The organism is Pseudomonas sp. LH1G9, assembly GCF_002949975.1.
Lineage (GTDB): Bacteria > Pseudomonadota > Gammaproteobacteria > Pseudomonadales > Pseudomonadaceae > Aquipseudomonas > Aquipseudomonas veronii.
Genome location: NZ_CP026880.1, coordinates 2102305 through 2120129, shown reverse-complemented (window position 1 = coordinate 2120129; position 17825 = coordinate 2102305). Strand labels below are relative to the sequence as shown.

The following is a 17825-nucleotide window of genomic DNA, read 5'->3' as shown; positions in this document are numbered from 1 at the left end:
TCTCATTGTTCGAGCATATGACGACCTGAATAATGAGTCGCGTCGCCACCCGCCAACTTTTCTTGGTTATGCAAAAGGCTTTATGGTTTTTTAACTCGCGTTACTGCAGTTGGTATTTCTCTATGTTTATTAAAAACAGTCTTGAGCCCGGGTTGAATGACCAAGAGCTCATCCATGCCATTACTGGCGGCCGGGCTTTTCGCGTGGTCTTGCAACCCCAGCATGATCTGCTGACCGGCGCCCTGGTCGGCGCTGAAGCCCTGGCCCGCTGGGACCATCCACAACGCGGCGAAATTGCGCCCTCGCTGTTCATACCTGCCTTGACCCGGCTGGGGGGCGAGCCCGGGCTGTTCAAACAGGTGGTCAGGCAGATCCAGGCGGTATTGTGGGTGCTGGTCGAAGCGGATGCGGCATGCCCGATTTCAGTCAACACCTCGGTGGCGACGCTGTCGATTCCAGGCCTCTTGCGCGAGCTTGAGTGCAGCCTGAACGAAAGTCGGGTGTCGCCGCGCTTGATGAAAATCGAGATCACTGAAGACCTGGCAATCGATGATCTGCAAAGCCTCGCCGATGAACTCCATCGGATGCGCGCTCAAGGCTTCGGGATCAGCATGGATGACTTCGGCATCGGTACCTCCACGCTGGAGCGACTGACACAGTTGCCTTTCACCGAGCTCAAGATAGACCGCTCCTTTGTCCGCCGCATGCTGTATCAGCCAGCGGCGGGCGCCGTGGTGCGGGCGGCGCTGGAGTTGGGTAATACCCTGGGGATGGAGGTGGTGGCAGAAGGCGTCGAGTGCGCCGAACAGATCCACTTACTGCGAGAGTTCGGCGGGCGGGTGGGGCAAGGTTATGGACTGGGCGCCCCCATGGAAGTCGAGGCCTTCATTGCCTATGCGCTGGCTGCGGCGCGCCAGCAAGAGATCACTCCGGGGACGCGTCTGTCTCGCTGGAAGGGGTAGATGCCGTGGCGATACCGGTTTCGTAGGCGAAGCGAAACAGGTCGGCATCGCGCTCTATGCCCAACTTGCGCATGGCGCTGGTTTTTTGCGAGCTGATGGTTTGTTTTGAGCGGTGCAGTTGTTCCGCAATTTCGTTGATCGACTGACCGCCGACGTACAGCCTGACCACTTCCAACTCGCGTTTTGTCAGATCCAAGCCTTCATCCGCATTCCTATGGTGACCGGCAGAGCCCGTCCGTGAAATCTCGGAGGGGAAATAACGAGCGCCTGCATGCACAGCATGAATGGCCGATATCAGATGACGGGTTTCGTTGACCTTGCCCAGCACCGATTCCACCCCGAGCTTGGCCAGTTCTTGAACGATGGCGGGGCTATCCAATGTGGTGAATACGACAATCTTCAAGGTGGGAAAACAACGGCGCAAATAAGAAATGAAGGTCAACCCGTCGCCGTAGGCACCTCCAGGCATCGCGTAGTCGGTGACCAGGACATCGCAGGATTGATGCTGCAATAATCCAACCAGTTCGCCAGAGTCCCGGGCGACACCGACGACGTCAAGGGTCGGAATCGCTGCGAGATCATGTTGGATGCCCGACAAAAGGGCTGGGTGATCATCGGCCAGCAGAATACGGATCTTCATGATGCGCGCACTTTACTCATGGAAGGTGGAGAAACAATCGATTCAAATCGTCGGGAATTTATAACAACGCCAATCAGGCACGGTAGCACTCGATTGTTCTTCGACGGAAGACACTAAGGCCTCATTCATCAAAGTACTAAAAGTTGCGTAATGGGGCTAGTACTTGTCTGCAATGGGTCTCCAGCCGTCCTGAAAAAGTCTGACTCGGTTCATAGTATGCCCCTACTAAAGGATGAGCCCAGTGCTGTGACCAACGCCCAAATAAACGTTTTGACTCGCTATCGCCGTTTTCAGCGACTGCTGCTGTTTGGAGGAGGTCTGTTCACCACGCTGATGGTGTTGTTGACTTTTTCATTGGGGGTGCATGAGCGCTGGCGCACGCATCTGGAAGTGTTACGCCAGGTCTTTATCGTTAACCGCAATATTCTGGCGACACAGGACATGAGCGTGCTGGTCACGCCATTCAATTTTTATGGCATGTGCAGCACTGTGCTGATTCTGCCGCGCAACGGCGACGTACAGGTCAGTGCCACCAACCCGTGCGATGACTCTCGCGACCTGGAGCCTGACTACCTGCATGATCTGGTCGATAACACTTACTTGCCTCTGCAAGAGCGATACGGCGACGGGGTGTTCAGCCTCACGGGTATCGTCGCGGACAGCGATTGGGTCCTGGTGCATGCCTATAGCTCGCGCAGTATCGGCATCATCATCGGCCGGCAAGTGGGCATGGAGGGCGCGTTGACCCTGATAACGCTGATGTTGATGTGGCTGTTACTGATTGCTCTTAGGCTAGGGGTCTTTTCTCCGTTGTTGAAATGGGCGCGGAGTGTCCACGAGAGTGAAAAACTCAACCGTATCTTGATCGACACCGTGCCGGTGGGATTGGGGGTGATTGCCCTGGATAGTGGCGAGGTACTGCTATGCAGCCCCACGATGCTGGAAACGGGTGAACGCTTAGCCCCTGTGGGCGCCTCCTTGCCGGCGGCCTTTATCAAACGGTATGACGAGTTGATGCTTGAATACCGCGGGCAACCAGGGAAACCGCCTGAGGCGTTCCATGAAGAGTTGAGCTTCACATTGCGCGATAACTCCAGGCTCGACTTGTCGGTGAGAATGGCGCGAGCACGCCACAAGGGGCGAGAGGTGCTGGTGACGGCGTTTGCTGATATCACGGCGAAGATCCGGGTGACAGAACAGATGCGCGAGGCGCGCCAGCTCGCCGATTCGGCCAATGCTGCGAAATCGGCGTTCCTCGCGGCCATGAGCCATGAGATCCGCACCCCTCTCAACGCTATCCTCGGCAATCTGGAACTGCTGTCCCATTCCGCCCTCGATTGCGTGCAGCGCGATCGGCTGAACGTGATCCGCGCCTCCTCCGATGGCCTGCTGGCGACTATCAGCGATGTATTGGACTTCTCTAAAATCGAGGCCGGCGAGCTGTGTCTGGAGCACATCGAGTTTGATGCGCTGGAGGTGGTGTCCCGCGCGCTCATGATGTTCGCTCCAGTGGCGGCGGCCAAGGGCCTGCGATTGATGGGCGAATTGGGCCAAGCATCGACGCAGCCGATGCGCGGAGACCCGACCCGCCTCGGGCAGGTGATCTATAACCTGCTATCCAATGCCATCAAGTTCACCGAGTCCGGGCAGGTCCTGTTGCGCATGCTGACGGACGAGTCCAGGTCACAGTTGCTGATCGAGGTCCAGGATACCGGCATCGGCTTGTCATCGGGGCAGTTGGCGCGCATGTTCCAGGCCTTTAGCCAAGCGGATGCGTCTATCAATCGCCGCTTTGGCGGTACCGGGTTGGGGCTGGCGTTGTGCTCGCGGCTGGTGCAGGCCATGGACGGCACATTGTCCGTCGTCAGCGAACTGGGGCAGGGCAGCCGTTTCATCCTGAGCCTGCCCCTGGGGGCGTGTACGCAAGTGCCATTGGTGCCGCGCTTCAATGGCCAGCACGTATTGCTGGTGGTGGCCTCGCATTCCGCCTGTGACTATGTCTGCGGCGTGTTGCAAGCGTGGGGCCTGCGTGTCACCTGCTACAGCCATCCCTCCCAGGTCGGATCAGAGGCAATTTCGACGGCGTCGATATTGATCCTCTGGGGGGAGCGGCACAGCTGGCACGCCGCTGAGGAAAATCGACTTGTGGAGGAGTCGTCGTGGGTCATCGATTGTGCTATCGATGGAACCCGGGAACCCTTGGTTGCTGGACGTCTGTTGAGTGTTTCGATGTTCGGGCTGCGTGGGCTGGTCGCAGGCTTGCGTCATGCGCTGCAAGGCAAAGCGTTGGCCGCGCCACAAAACGCCAGAAAAGTCCTGGTCAAGCCATTGCGGGTGCTGGTCGTCGAAGACAATCTATTGAACCGGGAGCTGTTCAGGGAGCAACTCAAGCTGCTGGGCTGTGCCCCGTTGGTGGTTGCGAATGGCGAGCAGGCGCTGGCATGGCTGGACGATCAACCGTTTGACGCACTGCTCACCGACCTGGCCATGCCCTTGCTCGATGGTTACGAATTGGCACGTCGGGTGCGGCAGCGCTGGCCCGATATGCCGGTGTTGGCGGTCACCGCCCATGTCACGATGCAGGACCGCAGGCGTTGCGAAAAGGCGGGCATGCTCCGCGTGCTGGGCAAACCCTTGTCGCTGAATGCACTGGCCCAGGCCCTGTCGGAAGTGACGGGCACCGAATGCACTTACTATGAGGTCGGTCAGGGCAGTGGGCTACTGGGTGGGCAGGTCATGCCGGACAGTATTCGCGAAATGTTCTGGGAGTCCTGCGAAAGCTCATTGGCCGTGCTGCGCCAGGCCAGGCGCGACGGTGATGTGCAGCAAATGCTCGCAGAGTTACACTCCCTGAGCGGCATGCTCGGGGTGTACCGGATGCGCGGGGTGAGCCGCAAGCTGATCGATGCGGAGAACGGGCTGAAGTGTGGGGCCGCTTCCGCGCTGGCGGAGGTGGACAGGCTGATGGCAGAACTGGCGGCAGAGATCAATCTGGTGCGCACCGCAGCTATCGCGTGAGCTTGCCGTTACCGCGTCTGAAAGCAGCGATCCATATTTCAGCAAATGAGTGCGCAGTGGGAGAACGTTCGAGCGATGACCACAACCTTTGACCAGGATGGTGTGCTGGCCCGCTTGCATCGCTATCAGACTATGTTGGTCATGGGCGGTGGCACTGCCATCACCGTGTTGGTGCTGCTGGCCGCGGTACTGGAAGTGGTTGCCTCGGTGATGACCTACGTTGCCCGGACCAACGAAGAAGTCTCCGTCGATGTGCGTCACGTAATGGACTTCACTGCGCGTGCCACGGCGACTTTACGCAACAATGTGCAGAACATGGAGCTTGCCTGGGAGCGTGCCGAGGCACCGGACAGCAAGCGTCTGCAGGCCTACATCGAAGCTGGCAAGCTGGTACGCGTCAATGCGTCCGCTGCCGCGCCTTCGTTGCTGGTGCTCGGCAGCACCCACCAGGACGATCCCGCCCAGGCCTGGCGCTACATCGATCTGGCGCAGCAGATGGCGCCCGCCACCGCAGTGATAGCGGCCCGAAACGCCGGTGATCTCAGCGCCTACTTCTACAGCCCCGAACGTAGTGTTCTCATCCTCGCGGTTGCACCCTGGCCTGGAGCAGAGTGGCAGGCGCGTATCGCGGCGTCCCGCGACAGTCTGTTCGAAACCCTGACCCGTCAGAACGGACGCGCACTGCTCGCAGCGGACAACCCTGCGCGGAATAGCGCAAAGGGGCTGCCGGCATTTCAGTGGCTGGCGCCCTATGACAGCCCGCTCACCGGCGCTTCGGCGATTCGGGTGGCGGCACCGCTGATCGGCCGTGATCAGCACTCTTTCGGCACTCTGGTGTTCGAGCTGCCGCTGGCCAGCCTGGCAGCCAAGTTGCCGGACACCGGCCTGCAAGGCAGTTGCATGATTCTGGGCGCCGATGGCTCGCCGATCTTTTCCTGTCAGCAGGCGGGTGGGCCTCAAACCTTGAGCGAGGCCCAGCAGGCATTGGCTGACGGCTTGGGGCGCAGCCGCCAAACGACCTATCTGCAAGGCCATGTTCTCAGCGGCTGGCCGCTGGGAGACACCTCCTGGACGCTGGTGTACGCCCAGTCGTGGCAGCAGATCGCTAAAGGTGTTGCACCGCAGATCGCCGTCACCGCACTGACCTCGGCCCTGATCATCCTGGCCACCTGGCTGGTATTGCTGCTGGTCAAGTGGCGGTTGCTGGCGCCAGCCGTGGCGCAGTCGCGCCGGGTGTTTGAAAACGAGCAACTCAGCCGGATTCTGGTGGAGACGGCACCGATAGGGCTGGGCCTGATTGCTGTCGACAACGAACAACCGTTGCTGCGCAGCCCGGCGATGATCGACATGGCCCGGCATATCTCCCGCCCTGGAACCAGCTTGTCGGCACTGTTTGCCCGGCATTTCAAACAACGGCTGACACTGCCGGGCACGCCTCCGGTGCATACCATTCGCCAGGAAGACCTCGGTGTTTCCACCCTCGATGGCCAACACATCGACCTGTCGGTGAGCATCGCCCAGGCCCGTTACCAAGGTCGTGATGTGCTGGTGACGGCGTTCACCGACGTGACCGCGAAAAAACGTCTTGAGCAGCAACTGCGTGAAGCACACCAGGCCGCGGACGCCGCCAATGCGGCCAAGTCCGGGTTCCTGGCGGCCATGAGCCACGAAATCCGCACGCCGTTGAACGCCATCCTGGGCAACCTCGAATTGCTTGCCTACTCGCCGCTCAACTCGCGCCAACGCGACCGCCTCAAGACCATCCAGACAACCTCCGATGCGTTGCTGGCGATCATCAGCGACGTCCTGGATTTTTCCAGAATCGAAGCCAATGAGTTACGCCTGGAGGACCTTGAGTTCGATGCCCTGGAGATCGCGTCTCGGGCGCTGATGATATTTGCGCCGGTCGCGCGGGCCAAGGGCCTGACGTTGCTCGGCGAGTTCGAGGAGAGTGTTTCGTTGCCGATGCGCGGTGATCCTACGCGCATGGGGCAGGTGATCCATAACCTGCTGTCCAACGCCATCAAGTTTACGGACAAGGGCCAGGTACTGCTGCGCCTGACTGCGGATAAAGTTGCGCGCACCGTGACTATTGAGGTCGAGGACAGTGGGATCGGTCTGACCGCCGAGCAACAGGCGCGGCTGTTCAGTGCGTTCAGTCAGGCCGACGCCAGTATCAACCGTCGGTATGGCGGCACCGGATTGGGGTTGGCACTGTGCTCGCGCTTGACCCAGGCCATGGGCGGCAGCCTTGTGGTGCAAAGCGAGCATGGTCACGGCAGTCGATTTACCCTGCGCTTGCCTCTGGGAGCGGCGACCGGCCACCCGGACCTTCCGCGCTTCGAGTCTGAACGCGCGCTGTTGGTGGCGGCCTCGCCTGATTGCCGCACCTATTTGACCCGGGCTCTGTGCAGTTGGGGGTTACAGGTCCAGTCTTATGGTCACCCGGCACAATTGCAAGATGACCAGCTTGAGGGCGCCGACACCCTGATTCTGTGGGGCTCACGACAGACCTGGCATGCCGATGACGAAAACCGCCTGGTGGAAAAGTCTTCTTGGGTCATCGATTGCACGGAGGACGGCCCGGCCGAACCCGTGGCCGCCGGGCGCGTCCTCAGTGCGTCGGTGTTCGGTCTGCGCGGGCTGGCAGCGGCGTTGCGCTATGGCTTGCAAGGTCAACCGTTAGCGAAGGCAGAGCAGGGCATATCGGCACTGGCCAAACCGCTGAAGGTATTGATTGCGGAAGACAACGCGGTCAACCGCCGACTGTTTGAGGAGCAGCTCAAGCGACTCGGATGCCTCGCCACTACCGTGGAGGGCGGGGCAAAAGCGCTGGCCTGTCTGGAGCAGGAGCCTTTCGATGTTTTGCTCACCGACCTGTCGATGCCGGGGATGGACGGCTATGAGCTTGCCTTGCAGGTTCGCCAGCGATGGCCGGCACTCCCGGTGCTGGCAGTCACGGCGCACGTAACACCGCAGGAGCGCGCGCGCGGCGAAGACGTCGGCATGACTCGCGTTCTGAGCAAGCCGCTGTCGCTCAGGGACCTGGGCCAAGCCTTGTCCGAAGTGACCGGCACCGAGTGGGGGGGCAAGGCCTGGTCTGGCAGTGAACTCCTGGCTGGCGACGCAGTGCCTGATGACATCCGGCGGGTGTTTCGCGAATCCTGCCAAGCATCGGTGGCAACCCTGTGTCGGGCCCGGGACGCGGACGATACCGCCGCGATCCTGGCAGAACTGCATGCGTTGCGTGGCGCCTTGGGCGTATTCAATATGCAACACATGGCCGCGCTGTGCATGGACCTGGAACAGGATGTGCGCGCCAACGGTGTAAGGGCTTGCAGCACCGGCGTGAAGCAATTGTGCGATGCGCTGCAAACCAGTGTGATCAGCCCCCCTGAATCATTGCATGATCTCCTGGAACGGATGTTATCCCTGGCGGATGCCAAGGCGCCCGAAGACGCCATGGCTCAAATCGCCGTGCTGGCGCGCCAAGCCCAACAACGTCTGCGCGATGGTTGATCGCGGTGACTGACTGCTATGCGTCGCTCTCGGCGTTAGTTACCTTTCCGAGGCTCCTCGGGCACGGAACTTGACCTGGATCAATAACGCTGTTAGTCCGCTGCGATTTTGCGCCGCAAGTTTAACTTCCGTACTGGTCCTACATAAAATCTTTCTGCTTTTACTTAGTATTCGTTGGTGCCGGTAACGGCTATCGATCGATATGCAAAGGCCTGTGGGACTTCCATTGGCGGACGATATCTATACTCCATTAAAGCAGACACTGAATATGAAAAAGCTCTTTCTAAGCGTTGCAGTTATTTCGGCAATGGGGCTCTCGGCCATGGCCAACGCGGCTTCTACTCCTACTGTTGGTGCTACAGGCACTATCACTTTCAATGGCACTATCAGTGCCGATAGTTGTGTTGTTCATAGTGACGGCCCTGGCACTGCGGGCGGCAACCTGACTTACAACCTCGGGACTGTTCCAGTCAGCGCCCTGGGGACTGAAGCCAATCCAAGTGGCGGCGGTACCCTGACCGCGCTGCCGACAGACCTGAACTTGAGTGTGGAGTGCGGTTCGGCGGCAACCACCGTCGAACTGAAACTGACGCCGACTGCAGTCTCCGGCAAAGGTATTGCGGTGAGCGGTGGTGCGACCAACGTACAAATCATGTTGGTTGATACGCGTACCAGTACTCCGGCACCGCTTGACTTCACCTCAGGCAGCGCAACCTTGACCGGTGCGATCAGCGGTGGCAGCAGCAGTATCCCGCTGAAGGCTTACTACACCCACACGTCCTCGGGCGCGGCAACTGCGGGTCCGGCCAACGCAACCGTGGCCTACACCCTGTCTTACAACTAAGCCCTCGGCTTGTCTCAAGCGAGGTTGCAGAACCTTGCTTGAGGTCTTTTTTCGGAGGATTGTTTTTTGACCACTTTCATATTTCGTAGTCTCGCGGCCCAAGTCATGCTGGTGACGGCGTGCCTGGGTTTCAGTTTGTCCGCGCAGGCTGCCATTTCCCTTAGTGGTACTCGCCTGATATTTGAGGGTAAGAATAAAGAAGCCTCTATCATTGTTCGCAATGAAGGTTCAAAAGTGCTGGTCCAGTCGTGGATCGAGAGCAATACGCCCGGTGATAGTGGTGAACTACCATTTGCAGTAACACCGCCATTGGCCAAGATGCAACCTAATGGCCAACAACTGTTGCGCGTACTCTATGCAGGCAAGAGCGATTTGCCGACCAATAAAGAGACCGTACTCTGGCTCAATGTTCAGGAAGTTCCGGAGCAAGTCGAAGGCGAGAATACGCTGCAGTTGGCGATTCGTCAGCGCATCAAGCTGTTCTATCGTCCAGCGGGCATCAGCGGAACGGCGGCCGATGCGGCTACCGGTTTGACCTGGCAATTGGTTCAGCAAGCCGGAAAACCGGCGCTGAGAGTCGTCAATTCCAGTGCTTTTCATGTCCCGATCAATACTGTCGATCTGAGTGCCATGGCGCAGCAGGAAAAACTCTCCACGCCCTTCATGATCGCGCCGGGAGAGACCCATTACCTGACGTTGAAGAACGCTGGCATTTCGCCCCAGGCGCGCCTCAGCTTCAAGGCCGTCAACGATTACGGCGGCGTCGACACTTTCAACGCACAACTTGTCAGCGGCACCCCCGTTCAAGCTCAACGCGCAACGCCTTAACCACACGCCCGAGCGCCTCCCTGGCATCTGTCCCATACATAGCGCTAAGGCTTGCGCTGATTGCCTGAGTCATACGGCTGCGCGTTCCTTTTTTTGAGCAGAATCTCTCGAAACTATCATGTCGATACCTAGCTTGTTTTTCACATCACACATGACCGGCTCGCGACTTCGCATCGGCACTCCGCGTCTGATGCTGTTGAGCACATGCTTATGTTTCTGGATCGACGCTATCGCGGCCGACGGCCTGGTCAAGGCCGTACCGGAGGCCGACACTCAGCTGATTGCCAACGCTACGGCGGTAGATATCACTCGCACCCCCGGCCGGGGGCATGAGGGCTACAACGTCGCGTTCCTGTATGGCATGGGCCAGTCTGCGGATGTGAAAACGTTGTTGATGGGCAGCGACGTACTGCCGGGCATCTATCGGGTCGATATCTATGCAAACAACACGCTGGTCGGACGCCAGGATGTGGTCTTTTCCGAGAACCCCAAGTCCGGCGAGGTCGAGGCGTGTTTCAGCGAGGATCTGCTCAAGCAAGTCGGCATCAACACCGTGGCGTTGCACAGCGAGGGGAAGCTCAAGGCCGACACTGACTGCTATCGTCTGCCTGATCTGATCGATCAAGCCGGTGCGGTCTACGATTCGCCGCGATTGCGCTTGAACCTGAGCGTGCCGCAGGCCGCGATGACTCGCGAGCGCCGCGGTTATGTCGATCCTTCCGTGTGGGATTCCGGGGTCAGCCTTGGCTTCGTCAATTACAACCTCAATAGCCGCTACGACTACAGTTCCAGCAATGAAAGCCGGCAATCGACCAACCTGGGGTTGCGCATGGGGCTGAATGTGGGTGACTGGCGTCTGCGCAATAACTCTTCCCAGACTTCCAGTACCGGGCAACCGTCGAAGTTCACCAGCCAGAACACCTACCTGCAGCGGGACATCACAGGACTGAAAAGCCAACTGTGGCTAGGCGAGACCTACACCAATTCGCCGCTGTTCGACGGGGTACGTTTTCGCGGGGTGCAGATGGCCTCCGACGAAGGCATGAGTCCGGATAGCGAACAGGGTTATGCGCCAGTCATTCGAGGGAATGCCGAGTCCAACGCCACCGTTGAAGTGCGCCAGAACAATTATCTGATCTACAGCGCAAACGTCTCGCCAGGGCCTTTTGAAATCACCGACCTCTCGCCGTCCGGTTCCAACGGCGACCTGGAGGTGACCATCATCGAGGCGGATGGCCGCCGTCGGGTGATGCGCCAGGCGTTTTCCAGCCCCCCCTTGATGGTGCGTGAAGGGCGGCTGCTGTATGACGCAACGCTGGGGGAGTTCCAGCAGGATTATGATTCCAGTGAACGTCCGGTATTTGCCAATGGCTCGATGATGTATGGCCTGACCAGCGACCTGACCTTGGCCAGCGGTCTGCAGGCAGCTTCCGGCTTTCAGGCGTATAGCATGGGCGCTGGGATCAATACGCGTATCGGCGCAGTGTCCCTGGACGGAACCCAGTCCCACAGCAGCATTGAGGGTACGAGCAAGGCCGGCCAGCGCTTGCGCCTGCGCTATGCAAAATTCATCGAGAGCACCAACACTAACGTGTCGGTCAATGCCCAGCGCAGCCTCAATGAAAACTTCCGAAGCCTCTCCGACCACGTCTATGCCAGCAGCGCTGCACAGGGGCATGCGTGGTATTCGAGTGAGTTTCCTGATTATTCGTCGACTTCTTCTGCGTACTCGCGAACGCGTCTGGACGTCTATCTGGCGCAGAACCTGGGCAAGGACAATCGCTTTGGCAGCGTGTACCTCAACGGATCGGACGACCGCTATTGGAACAATTCAAGCTCACGCAGCTACTCGGCGGGCTATAGCAACTCCTGGCGCAGCCTGAGCTACAACGTGGGTGTGACCCACGCGCAGAACGTCAGCTCGTCGGTGTATAACAGTCGCTACAGCGACACCACCCTCACGCTTTCACTGTCCTTCCCGTTAGGTGGCGGGGAAAGGCCGCCGCAAGTGTTCATGAACAGCAGCCGGCAGCAGGGCGGCGATACCAGCTTGCAGACGGGCGTCACCGGGACTTTGCCCAGTGACCGTGACGTGAACTATTCGGTGGTCGCCGGCCGGGGAGCGGACGGAACCGGCAATGGCTCGGCATCGGTGGGCAGTAACACGTCCGTCGGCAACATGACGCTGGGTTACAGCTATGGCAATCAGTACCACTCGACTTCTCTGCAAGCCAACGGCGCTATCGTCGCCCATGCCGGAGGCGTCAACCTCGCCCAGCCGCTGAGCGAGACCTTTGCCTTGGTCAAGGTCGAACCGCGCATGGCGGACGTACCGGTGGCGAGCTACTCGGGGGTGAAAACCGGTGCCAACGGTTACGCGGTCGTCCCCAACGCTACGCCATACCGGGCGAACTGGCTGGGCCTAAGCGCGAATGGGATGAGTCCTGACGTCGAGATCGACACGGCCATGCAACAAGTGGTGCCGCGTCGTGGTGCTGCGGCATTGGCTACGTTCAAGTCCAGCAGTGGACGCCGGGTGCAGTTCGAGCTGTTCCGCCCGGATGGCAAGCTGATGCCCTTCGGTGCGACGGTGGATCATGACGACGGCCAGCGCCTGGGTATTGCCGATCCACGCGGACGGGTGCTCGCGTTGCTGAGCGACGAGCAGACTTCGGGTGAGCTGCTGATTAGCTGGGATAACAATCAGTGCCGCGTAAGATTTGCTTTGCCGGAGAAAAAAGCCGGGGAGAACTATCAGAGTATTTCTCTGAAGTGCAACGCAGTGACTCCGACGCCAGACAAGCCTGCACCTGCACCGAAAAAGATCAAGAGTGCCGTGCCGAGCATTGCGTTCTACCAGCCTCGGCAATAACCCTCGACTTCGCCATGTTCATGAGCGCTATGGACCTCAATTGCGCGCCGCCCTCAAGGGCGGCGCTGCCTACACCAGAGCACGAGGCTCAGAAATAACTCAAGGTGATTCGGTAAGCGTCATGCGAAGCATCTTGGCTGAGAACAATACCTTTTCCCGTTGAACTCAGGTGCCGCCAGACAACCACATCAGTATCCATGCTTGCGGTGACCAGCGACGTCATTTCACTGCGCTCGCATTGGATGGCGAGCGCGGAGGGGAGGGCGGTGTGAGAGGGGGAGTGGAGGGGTTGGCATTGCGCCGCTTCTACGATTGCTCCGCTGAACTTAATCTTGCCCGTCGTAACGGCCTCTGCGTTGGCCTGATTAATCACGACAGGACTAATAAGAAATGTAAGTAACACCATTAGACCGGGTTTTATGGTATTCATGGTTTTCTCCTGCTAGTACTGGGTCGAGAATCGAACCAGGCTACTGCTATCTAATTCAACGGCACCTTTTTCATAAACTTTAGGGTCGGCTGATTAAATACAGTGCGCAGTAGCAGCGGAGCATTGATACGATCGGATCGTGTTCTGAGAGGTCTTATCCTGAATGGGACTGCTTGATTTCCGCGTGACTTCGTTCAATACGGATATCGGACGGTGTCCTGCACTGGAATGGAATTATCTGTTGATGAGATTATCCATTGGAGTTCCGCGCGATCGACAAAAGTCGCATCGCAAATGGTGACTTTACCGCAACGAATGACCGACCCGGCGACCAGCTTTTCGCTGCCATAGATCAATGCAGAGAGAATCTGCGGGGAGTCGAGGCAAAAAGCCAGTGGGGCAAAGCTGTTCTGGTTGCTGAATTTCTCGTTGAGAATCAGTACATCAAACGGCGCATACGCATAATCTACCAAGCGCCGTAATTCCGTAATGGACTGCACTGGTGCAATCCGGTGATAGCCCAATTGGTTCAATACCCTTTCAATTCGCAAGCGAAAGAAATGCTGTTCATCGGCGATGAGAATTCGTGATGACTTATGTATCATTTTTACAGCCCTGCGCGGTAAGGTATGCAGTAGAGGAAACTTATTCCTACAACAGCCCAGCCTAACGATGCTGTAATTTTTATTATATGGGACGAGTATTAAAAACAGCGCGCACACAGTAGCGATGTCTACGAAACCCCGTGACGATTCAATCAAAGACTCTTTGTAAGGTTGCCTAGCATCTCTTTTGCGGTAGAGACAACTTTGGAGTTCATTTCATAGGCTCGTTGAGTGGTGATCATGTTGACCATCTCTTCAACGGTACTCACGTTTGAGGTTTCCAAGGTGCTCTGCAATGTTGTGCCGATACCATTGACTCCCGGAGTGCCGACTTGAGGAGCCCCGCTGGCGGCGGTTTCCAGAAAGAGGTTGGCGCCTTGTGCTTGCAAGCCTGCCGGATTAATGAAATCGGCTATCTGCAGATTGCCAATCACCTGCGAGGCAGGGCTGCCGGCGACAGTGATCGATACAGTCCCGTCCTGGCCCACGGTGAATGTCTGGGCGTTGTTGGGGACAACGATCGCCGGTTCCAGGGCGAACCCATTCGCTGTGACGATCTGACCGTTTGCATTTAAGTGGAACGTGCCGTCCCTAGTGTAGGAAAGGCTGCCGTCGGGTTGCAGTATCTGGAAAAAACCACGGCCGTTCAGCGCCAGGTCCAGAGGTTGACCGGTCGTTTGCAGGCTGCCGGCAGAGAAGTTTTTCTGGGTGCCGACGACATGCACCCCGGTGCCTAGTTGCAGGCCAGAGGGCAATGCACTGTTCTGGGTTGACTGTGCGCCTGGCTGTCGTTTGATCTGATAGACAAGGTCTTGAAACTCGGCGCGATCACGTTTGAAGCCGGTAGTCGAGACGTTCGCCAGGTTGTTGGAAATAGTGGTCAGGTTAGTGTCCTGGGCAGAAAGCCCCGTTTTTGCGACATACAGTGCAGGAAGCATCCAAATCTCCTTGGCGGCCGTTTTGCGTGGTTAGGATTTGTCGGGGAGGGCAAACACAATTGACTTCCGAACGAGCCTCACGTCATCTGGAGTAACGTCTTGTTGATAGTGCTTTCGGTCGAAATCGTCTTGGCGTTTGCCTGGTAGTTGCTCTGGGCCTTGATCAGGTTCACCAACTCGGTGGTCAGGTTAACGTTGGAGTTCTCCAGAGCATTGGCGACGATCGATCCGAGTGTTCCGGCCTGAGGGACGTCATAACCCGGCTGGCCGGAAGCGAAGGTTTCCTTCCAGGCAGTGCCACCTGCCGGCTGCAGGCCTTGCTCGTTGTTGAAACTCGCCAGCGACAGCTGGCCGATCGCTTTACTTTGCTGGTTGCTGAACGTGGCGAACATCACACCGCTACCGTCGATTTTCAGGCCGGTGATTTGCCCCGTCGCGTAACCATCGGTGATCGGTGGGTTGCGATAGCTGGCTGAGTTGTACTGTGTAATGTTGGCCATGTTGATGGCAACGCCGGCCGGGTTGGCGGCAGCGCCGTTATATTTCCATGCTCCGTTTTCCAGTGCGCCCGGCTTCCAGTCGGTAATCGTCAGGGTGGTATTGGACGTTGCGGAGGGGGGGATCGTGATAGTCGAAAGAGTGCCCGACGTATCAAATGTCAAAAGGGAACCCCTCGGCGCGACACCGGCAATGCCACTGATTGCCGTACCGTCTGGGTTTCGCCCATCGATCAGGGTGTAAGACATCCATTTATTGGCGTCCGTCTTCACCATGTACTGCACCATAGCGTGCGAGTTGCCTTGGGTGTCGTACAAGGTGGTGCTGTATTGGGTCGTGAAGCTGCTGGTGTCGGTTGGGTCGAACGGCTTGGTGGCTTGGTTGATCGCCGGCGCAGACGCGTTCAGGTTGCTGGTGGAGTCCACCTTGCTGGAAGCCTTTGGCGGCAAGTTCGACAGGTTCAGCCGCAGGTCGGTCAACCCGCCCTTGATGATCTTGCCGTCGGCGTCTGCGGCGTAGCCTTGCAGGCGTGAGGTGCCCGTATTGTTGGTGATGTAGCCATCTTTGTCTGCGCTGAAGGCACCGTTACGGGTGTACTGCAGAGAGCCGTCGCTGCCTTTCTGCACAAAAAAACCACCGCCTTGGATCGCCATATCCAGTGTGCCGCCACTGCCGTTGACATCGCCTTGAGTGAACTGCTGGGACACAGCGGACAGGTTCACACCATTACCGATAGCATTGTGCCCAGTACCCAGCTTGGCAGCCGCATAGATATCAGCAAATTCTGCACGGGATGATTTGAAACCGGTGGTGGCGACGTTGGCGATGTTATTGCCAGTGACATCCAACTGTTTGTTGGCCGCATACAGCCCGCTGAGCCCAATATTAAAAGACATAGCCACTCCTTATTTTGCCATTCAGTTTGAATTTGAAGCAGGGGGCTGATCTGGCCGGGATTGAAGCATGGGGTTGCTGAGGCACCCTTGGAGCATCTTTTTCAGGCCGTCAGTTAGTCATCCAAGCGCCCACCGCTTAATCGGCGATGACTTTAGAGATGCTGATTGTGCGCAAAGAATGTTGGGTTTTATGGGAGGAACCATGGAGGAATGATGGAGGCGTCAGATTTCTTGTGGGAGGCATAACTTAAACGGTGATCTGATGACCGACGTGACAAGGTACATTGTGTTCGCACTCTTCCAAGGACAGACAATGCTTATCGTATTCAGCGGCCTTCCGGGCACTGGAAAAACCACTATCGCCAAGGCCCTCGTCGCTACGACAGGCGCCCTCTACCTGCGGATCGATACGATCGAACAAGCGATTCGAAACTCCGGTGCTCTTGCGCAAGACGTGGGGCGCAGTGGCTACATGGTCGCGAATGAACTCGCCCTGAGTAATCTTCGTCTAGGCCGTATGGTCATCGTTGATTGCGTAAATCCAGTCATCGAAAGCCGAATGGCGTGGAACGAAACCGCCTCAAAAACGGGTGTTCGGTTGGTAAATATTGAAGTGATTTGCTCGGATAAAAACGAACATCGGCGCCGCATAGAAACGAGGCTGGGTGATATTCCCGGGTTGATTCCAGCAACCTGGCAATCTGTGTTGGATCACGAATATGAAGCGTGGGCCGAAGCGCCGTTTTGCATAGACACCGCGCTGACTTCGCCGGAGCAAGCAGTATCGATGCTCACCGAAGGCTTATTGTCCAGTGAGTAGTGGCGGCTAATGGGTGCTTAGTCTGCGGTGAGGGCAGGGGAGACAACGGTGAGGATTTCCGAGTCGAACTGACGCAGATTGGCTACGGCTTGGCCCCGCCATTCGTCAGCAAAGTGCCTTGCCCCTTATTGACAGCGAAGCTGTATGGGGAAATACTTGCCTCCATATTCATATATATGACTAGATGACAAGGTGAACAAAGTCGATGAGTTCTCTTTCCAGTGATGTTCGCTTGCCGCTTTACCAACGCCTGCGTGACCATTTGGCTGAACAGATCGCCAACAATCGCTGGCGTCCGGGGGAAGCGATTCCCACCGAAGCTGCGCTTTCAGCGGAATACCAACTGTCTACTGGCACCGTGCGCAAAGCGGTCGATGCATTGGTCAGTGAAGGTATCCTGGAACGTCAGCAAGGTCGAGGCACTTTCATTCGCCGGCCTCAGTTCCAATCTTCGCTGTTCCGATTCTTCCGTTTTCAAACCGCTGCCGGCGAGCGTCGGGTGCCAGAGAGTCGCATCCTGTCGATCGAACCGGTGGCCGCGCCCTCGGCGGTGGCCCAGGCGTTGGGGCTGCCACTCGACGCGCCGGTGATCCGCATTGTTCGTGTGCGTCTGCTTGATGTTCAGCCGGTGCTCGCCGAAGAAATCTGGTTACCCCGCAATCGATTTCAGCCGCTGCTGGAGATCGACCTGAGTAGCAAAGGGCCGTTGTTGTATCCGATCTATGAAGAGGTCTGCGGTCAGGTCGTCGCCTCGGCCGAAGAAACGCTGACCGCTGAGTCGGTGAATGACGTGTACGCGCGATTGCTGCAAGTCCCGGTCAACAGCCCGGTGGTGGTGATCGAGAGGCTGGCGCGTGATTACGCCGGTACACCGCTGGAGTGGCGTCGTTCTCGCGGGCATGCCGAGCACTTCCGTTACCGCGTGGATATTCGCTGACCCGTGCCTGGGTAGCGT

Annotated in this window: 13 protein-coding genes; 8 read left to right on the top strand and 5 right to left on the bottom strand. The window is 57.9% G+C overall.

Annotated features, from left to right (window positions below; all coding sequences use genetic code 11):
- The first annotated feature begins 32 nt into the window (after nucleotides 1-32).
- Complete coding sequence (locus C5F70_RS09895; protein WP_104903212.1) at nucleotides 33-962, top strand: EAL domain-containing protein; 930 nt, start codon at nucleotides 33-35, stop codon at nucleotides 960-962.
- Here C5F70_RS09895 and C5F70_RS09890 read toward each other — a convergent pair.
- Nucleotides 925-1602, bottom strand: coding sequence for a response regulator transcription factor (locus C5F70_RS09890; RefSeq protein ID WP_017846236.1), 678 nt, complete (start codon nucleotides 1600-1602; stop codon nucleotides 925-927). The two genes, C5F70_RS09895 and C5F70_RS09890, sit on opposite strands and share 38 nt — an antisense overlap.
- 246 nt (nucleotides 1603-1848) lie before the next feature.
- On the opposite strand from C5F70_RS09890, the gene C5F70_RS09885 reads away from it, so the two are divergent.
- From C5F70_RS09885 to C5F70_RS09865, 5 genes are all read left to right on the top strand, one after another.
- Nucleotides 1849-4620 carry an ATP-binding protein gene (locus tag C5F70_RS09885; RefSeq protein ID WP_158683851.1) on the top strand — a complete coding sequence of 924 codons (2772 nt, stop codon included), beginning with the start codon at nucleotides 1849-1851 and terminating at the stop codon, nucleotides 4618-4620.
- Between the two features lie 75 nt (nucleotides 4621-4695).
- Entirely contained in the window at nucleotides 4696-8139 is a 3444-nt protein-coding gene (locus C5F70_RS09880) for a hybrid sensor histidine kinase/response regulator (RefSeq protein ID WP_158683850.1), read from the top strand.
- 268 nt (nucleotides 8140-8407) lie between these two features.
- Nucleotides 8408-8983, top strand: a complete 576-nt coding sequence (locus C5F70_RS09875) for a fimbrial protein (protein WP_026139933.1) — start codon at nucleotides 8408-8410, stop codon at nucleotides 8981-8983.
- Between the two features lie 66 nt (nucleotides 8984-9049).
- The gene (locus C5F70_RS09870; protein WP_226926191.1) at nucleotides 9050-9811 is read left to right on the top strand and encodes a molecular chaperone; all 762 of its coding nucleotides are present in this window, start codon (nucleotides 9050-9052) and stop codon (nucleotides 9809-9811) included.
- Nucleotides 9812-9929: 118 nt separating this feature from the next.
- Nucleotides 9930-12683 (top strand): fimbria/pilus outer membrane usher protein, encoded by a 2754-nt coding sequence (locus tag C5F70_RS09865; protein WP_256588383.1) that lies wholly within the window; start codon nucleotides 9930-9932, stop codon nucleotides 12681-12683.
- 88 nt (nucleotides 12684-12771) lie between these two features.
- Here the strand turns inward: C5F70_RS09865 and C5F70_RS09860 are convergent, their stop codons facing one another.
- The 4 genes from C5F70_RS09860 to flgE all read right to left on the bottom strand — a co-directional run bounded on the left by C5F70_RS09860 (nucleotide 12772) and on the right by flgE (nucleotide 16050).
- A complete protein-coding gene (locus tag C5F70_RS09860) occupies nucleotides 12772-13113 on the bottom strand; it encodes a hypothetical protein (RefSeq protein WP_104903208.1) in 342 nt (113 codons plus the stop codon).
- A gap of 194 nt (nucleotides 13114-13307) precedes the next feature.
- Nucleotides 13308-13718, bottom strand: a complete 411-nt coding sequence (locus C5F70_RS30555; RefSeq protein WP_132849932.1) for a response regulator — start codon at nucleotides 13716-13718, stop codon at nucleotides 13308-13310.
- 152 nt (nucleotides 13719-13870) lie between these two features.
- Complete coding sequence (gene flgG / locus C5F70_RS09850; RefSeq protein ID WP_057004138.1) at nucleotides 13871-14656, bottom strand: flagellar basal-body rod protein FlgG; 786 nt, start codon at nucleotides 14654-14656, stop codon at nucleotides 13871-13873.
- 77 nt (nucleotides 14657-14733) lie between these two features.
- Nucleotides 14734-16050: a flagellar hook protein FlgE gene (gene flgE / locus C5F70_RS09845; protein ID WP_017846227.1), complete on the bottom strand. Its 1317-nt coding sequence runs from the start codon at nucleotides 16048-16050 to the stop codon at nucleotides 14734-14736.
- A gap of 313 nt (nucleotides 16051-16363) precedes the next feature.
- Between flgE and C5F70_RS09840 the strand changes: the two genes are divergently transcribed.
- Both C5F70_RS09840 and C5F70_RS09835 read left to right on the top strand, forming a co-directional pair.
- Complete coding sequence (locus tag C5F70_RS09840; protein ID WP_104904551.1) at nucleotides 16364-16870, top strand: AAA family ATPase; 507 nt, start codon at nucleotides 16364-16366, stop codon at nucleotides 16868-16870.
- Between the two features lie 205 nt (nucleotides 16871-17075).
- Complete coding sequence (locus C5F70_RS09835) at nucleotides 17076-17807, top strand: GntR family transcriptional regulator (RefSeq protein WP_017846225.1); 732 nt, start codon at nucleotides 17076-17078, stop codon at nucleotides 17805-17807.
- Nucleotides 17808-17825 lie beyond the last annotated feature (18 nt).

Bases quoted from the DNA above. Each gene is read 5' to 3' on its own strand.
- C5F70_RS09875 (WP_026139933.1), top strand. From the start codon at position 8,408: ATGAAAAAGCTCTTTCTAAGCGTTGCAGTTATTTCGGCAATGGGGCTC.
- flgE (WP_017846227.1), bottom strand. From the start codon at position 16,050: ATGTCTTTTAATATTGGGCTCAGCGGGCTGTATGCGGCCAACAAACAG.
- C5F70_RS30555 (WP_132849932.1), bottom strand. From the start codon at position 13,718: ATGATACATAAGTCATCACGAATTCTCATCGCCGATGAACAGCATTTC.
- C5F70_RS09860 (WP_104903208.1), bottom strand. From the start codon at position 13,113: ATGAATACCATAAAACCCGGTCTAATGGTGTTACTTACATTTCTTATT.
- C5F70_RS09880 (WP_158683850.1), top strand. From the start codon at position 4,696: ATGACCACAACCTTTGACCAGGATGGTGTGCTGGCCCGCTTGCATCGC.
- C5F70_RS09890 (WP_017846236.1), bottom strand. From the start codon at position 1,602: ATGAAGATCCGTATTCTGCTGGCCGATGATCACCCAGCCCTTTTGTCG.
- C5F70_RS09895 (WP_104903212.1), top strand. From the start codon at position 33: ATGAGTCGCGTCGCCACCCGCCAACTTTTCTTGGTTATGCAAAAGGCT.
- C5F70_RS09835 (WP_017846225.1), top strand. From the start codon at position 17,076: ATGAGTTCTCTTTCCAGTGATGTTCGCTTGCCGCTTTACCAACGCCTG.
- C5F70_RS09865 (WP_256588383.1), top strand. From the start codon at position 9,930: ATGTCGATACCTAGCTTGTTTTTCACATCACACATGACCGGCTCGCGA.
- C5F70_RS09840 (WP_104904551.1), top strand. From the start codon at position 16,364: ATGCTTATCGTATTCAGCGGCCTTCCGGGCACTGGAAAAACCACTATC.
- flgG (WP_057004138.1), bottom strand. From the start codon at position 14,656: ATGCTTCCTGCACTGTATGTCGCAAAAACGGGGCTTTCTGCCCAGGAC.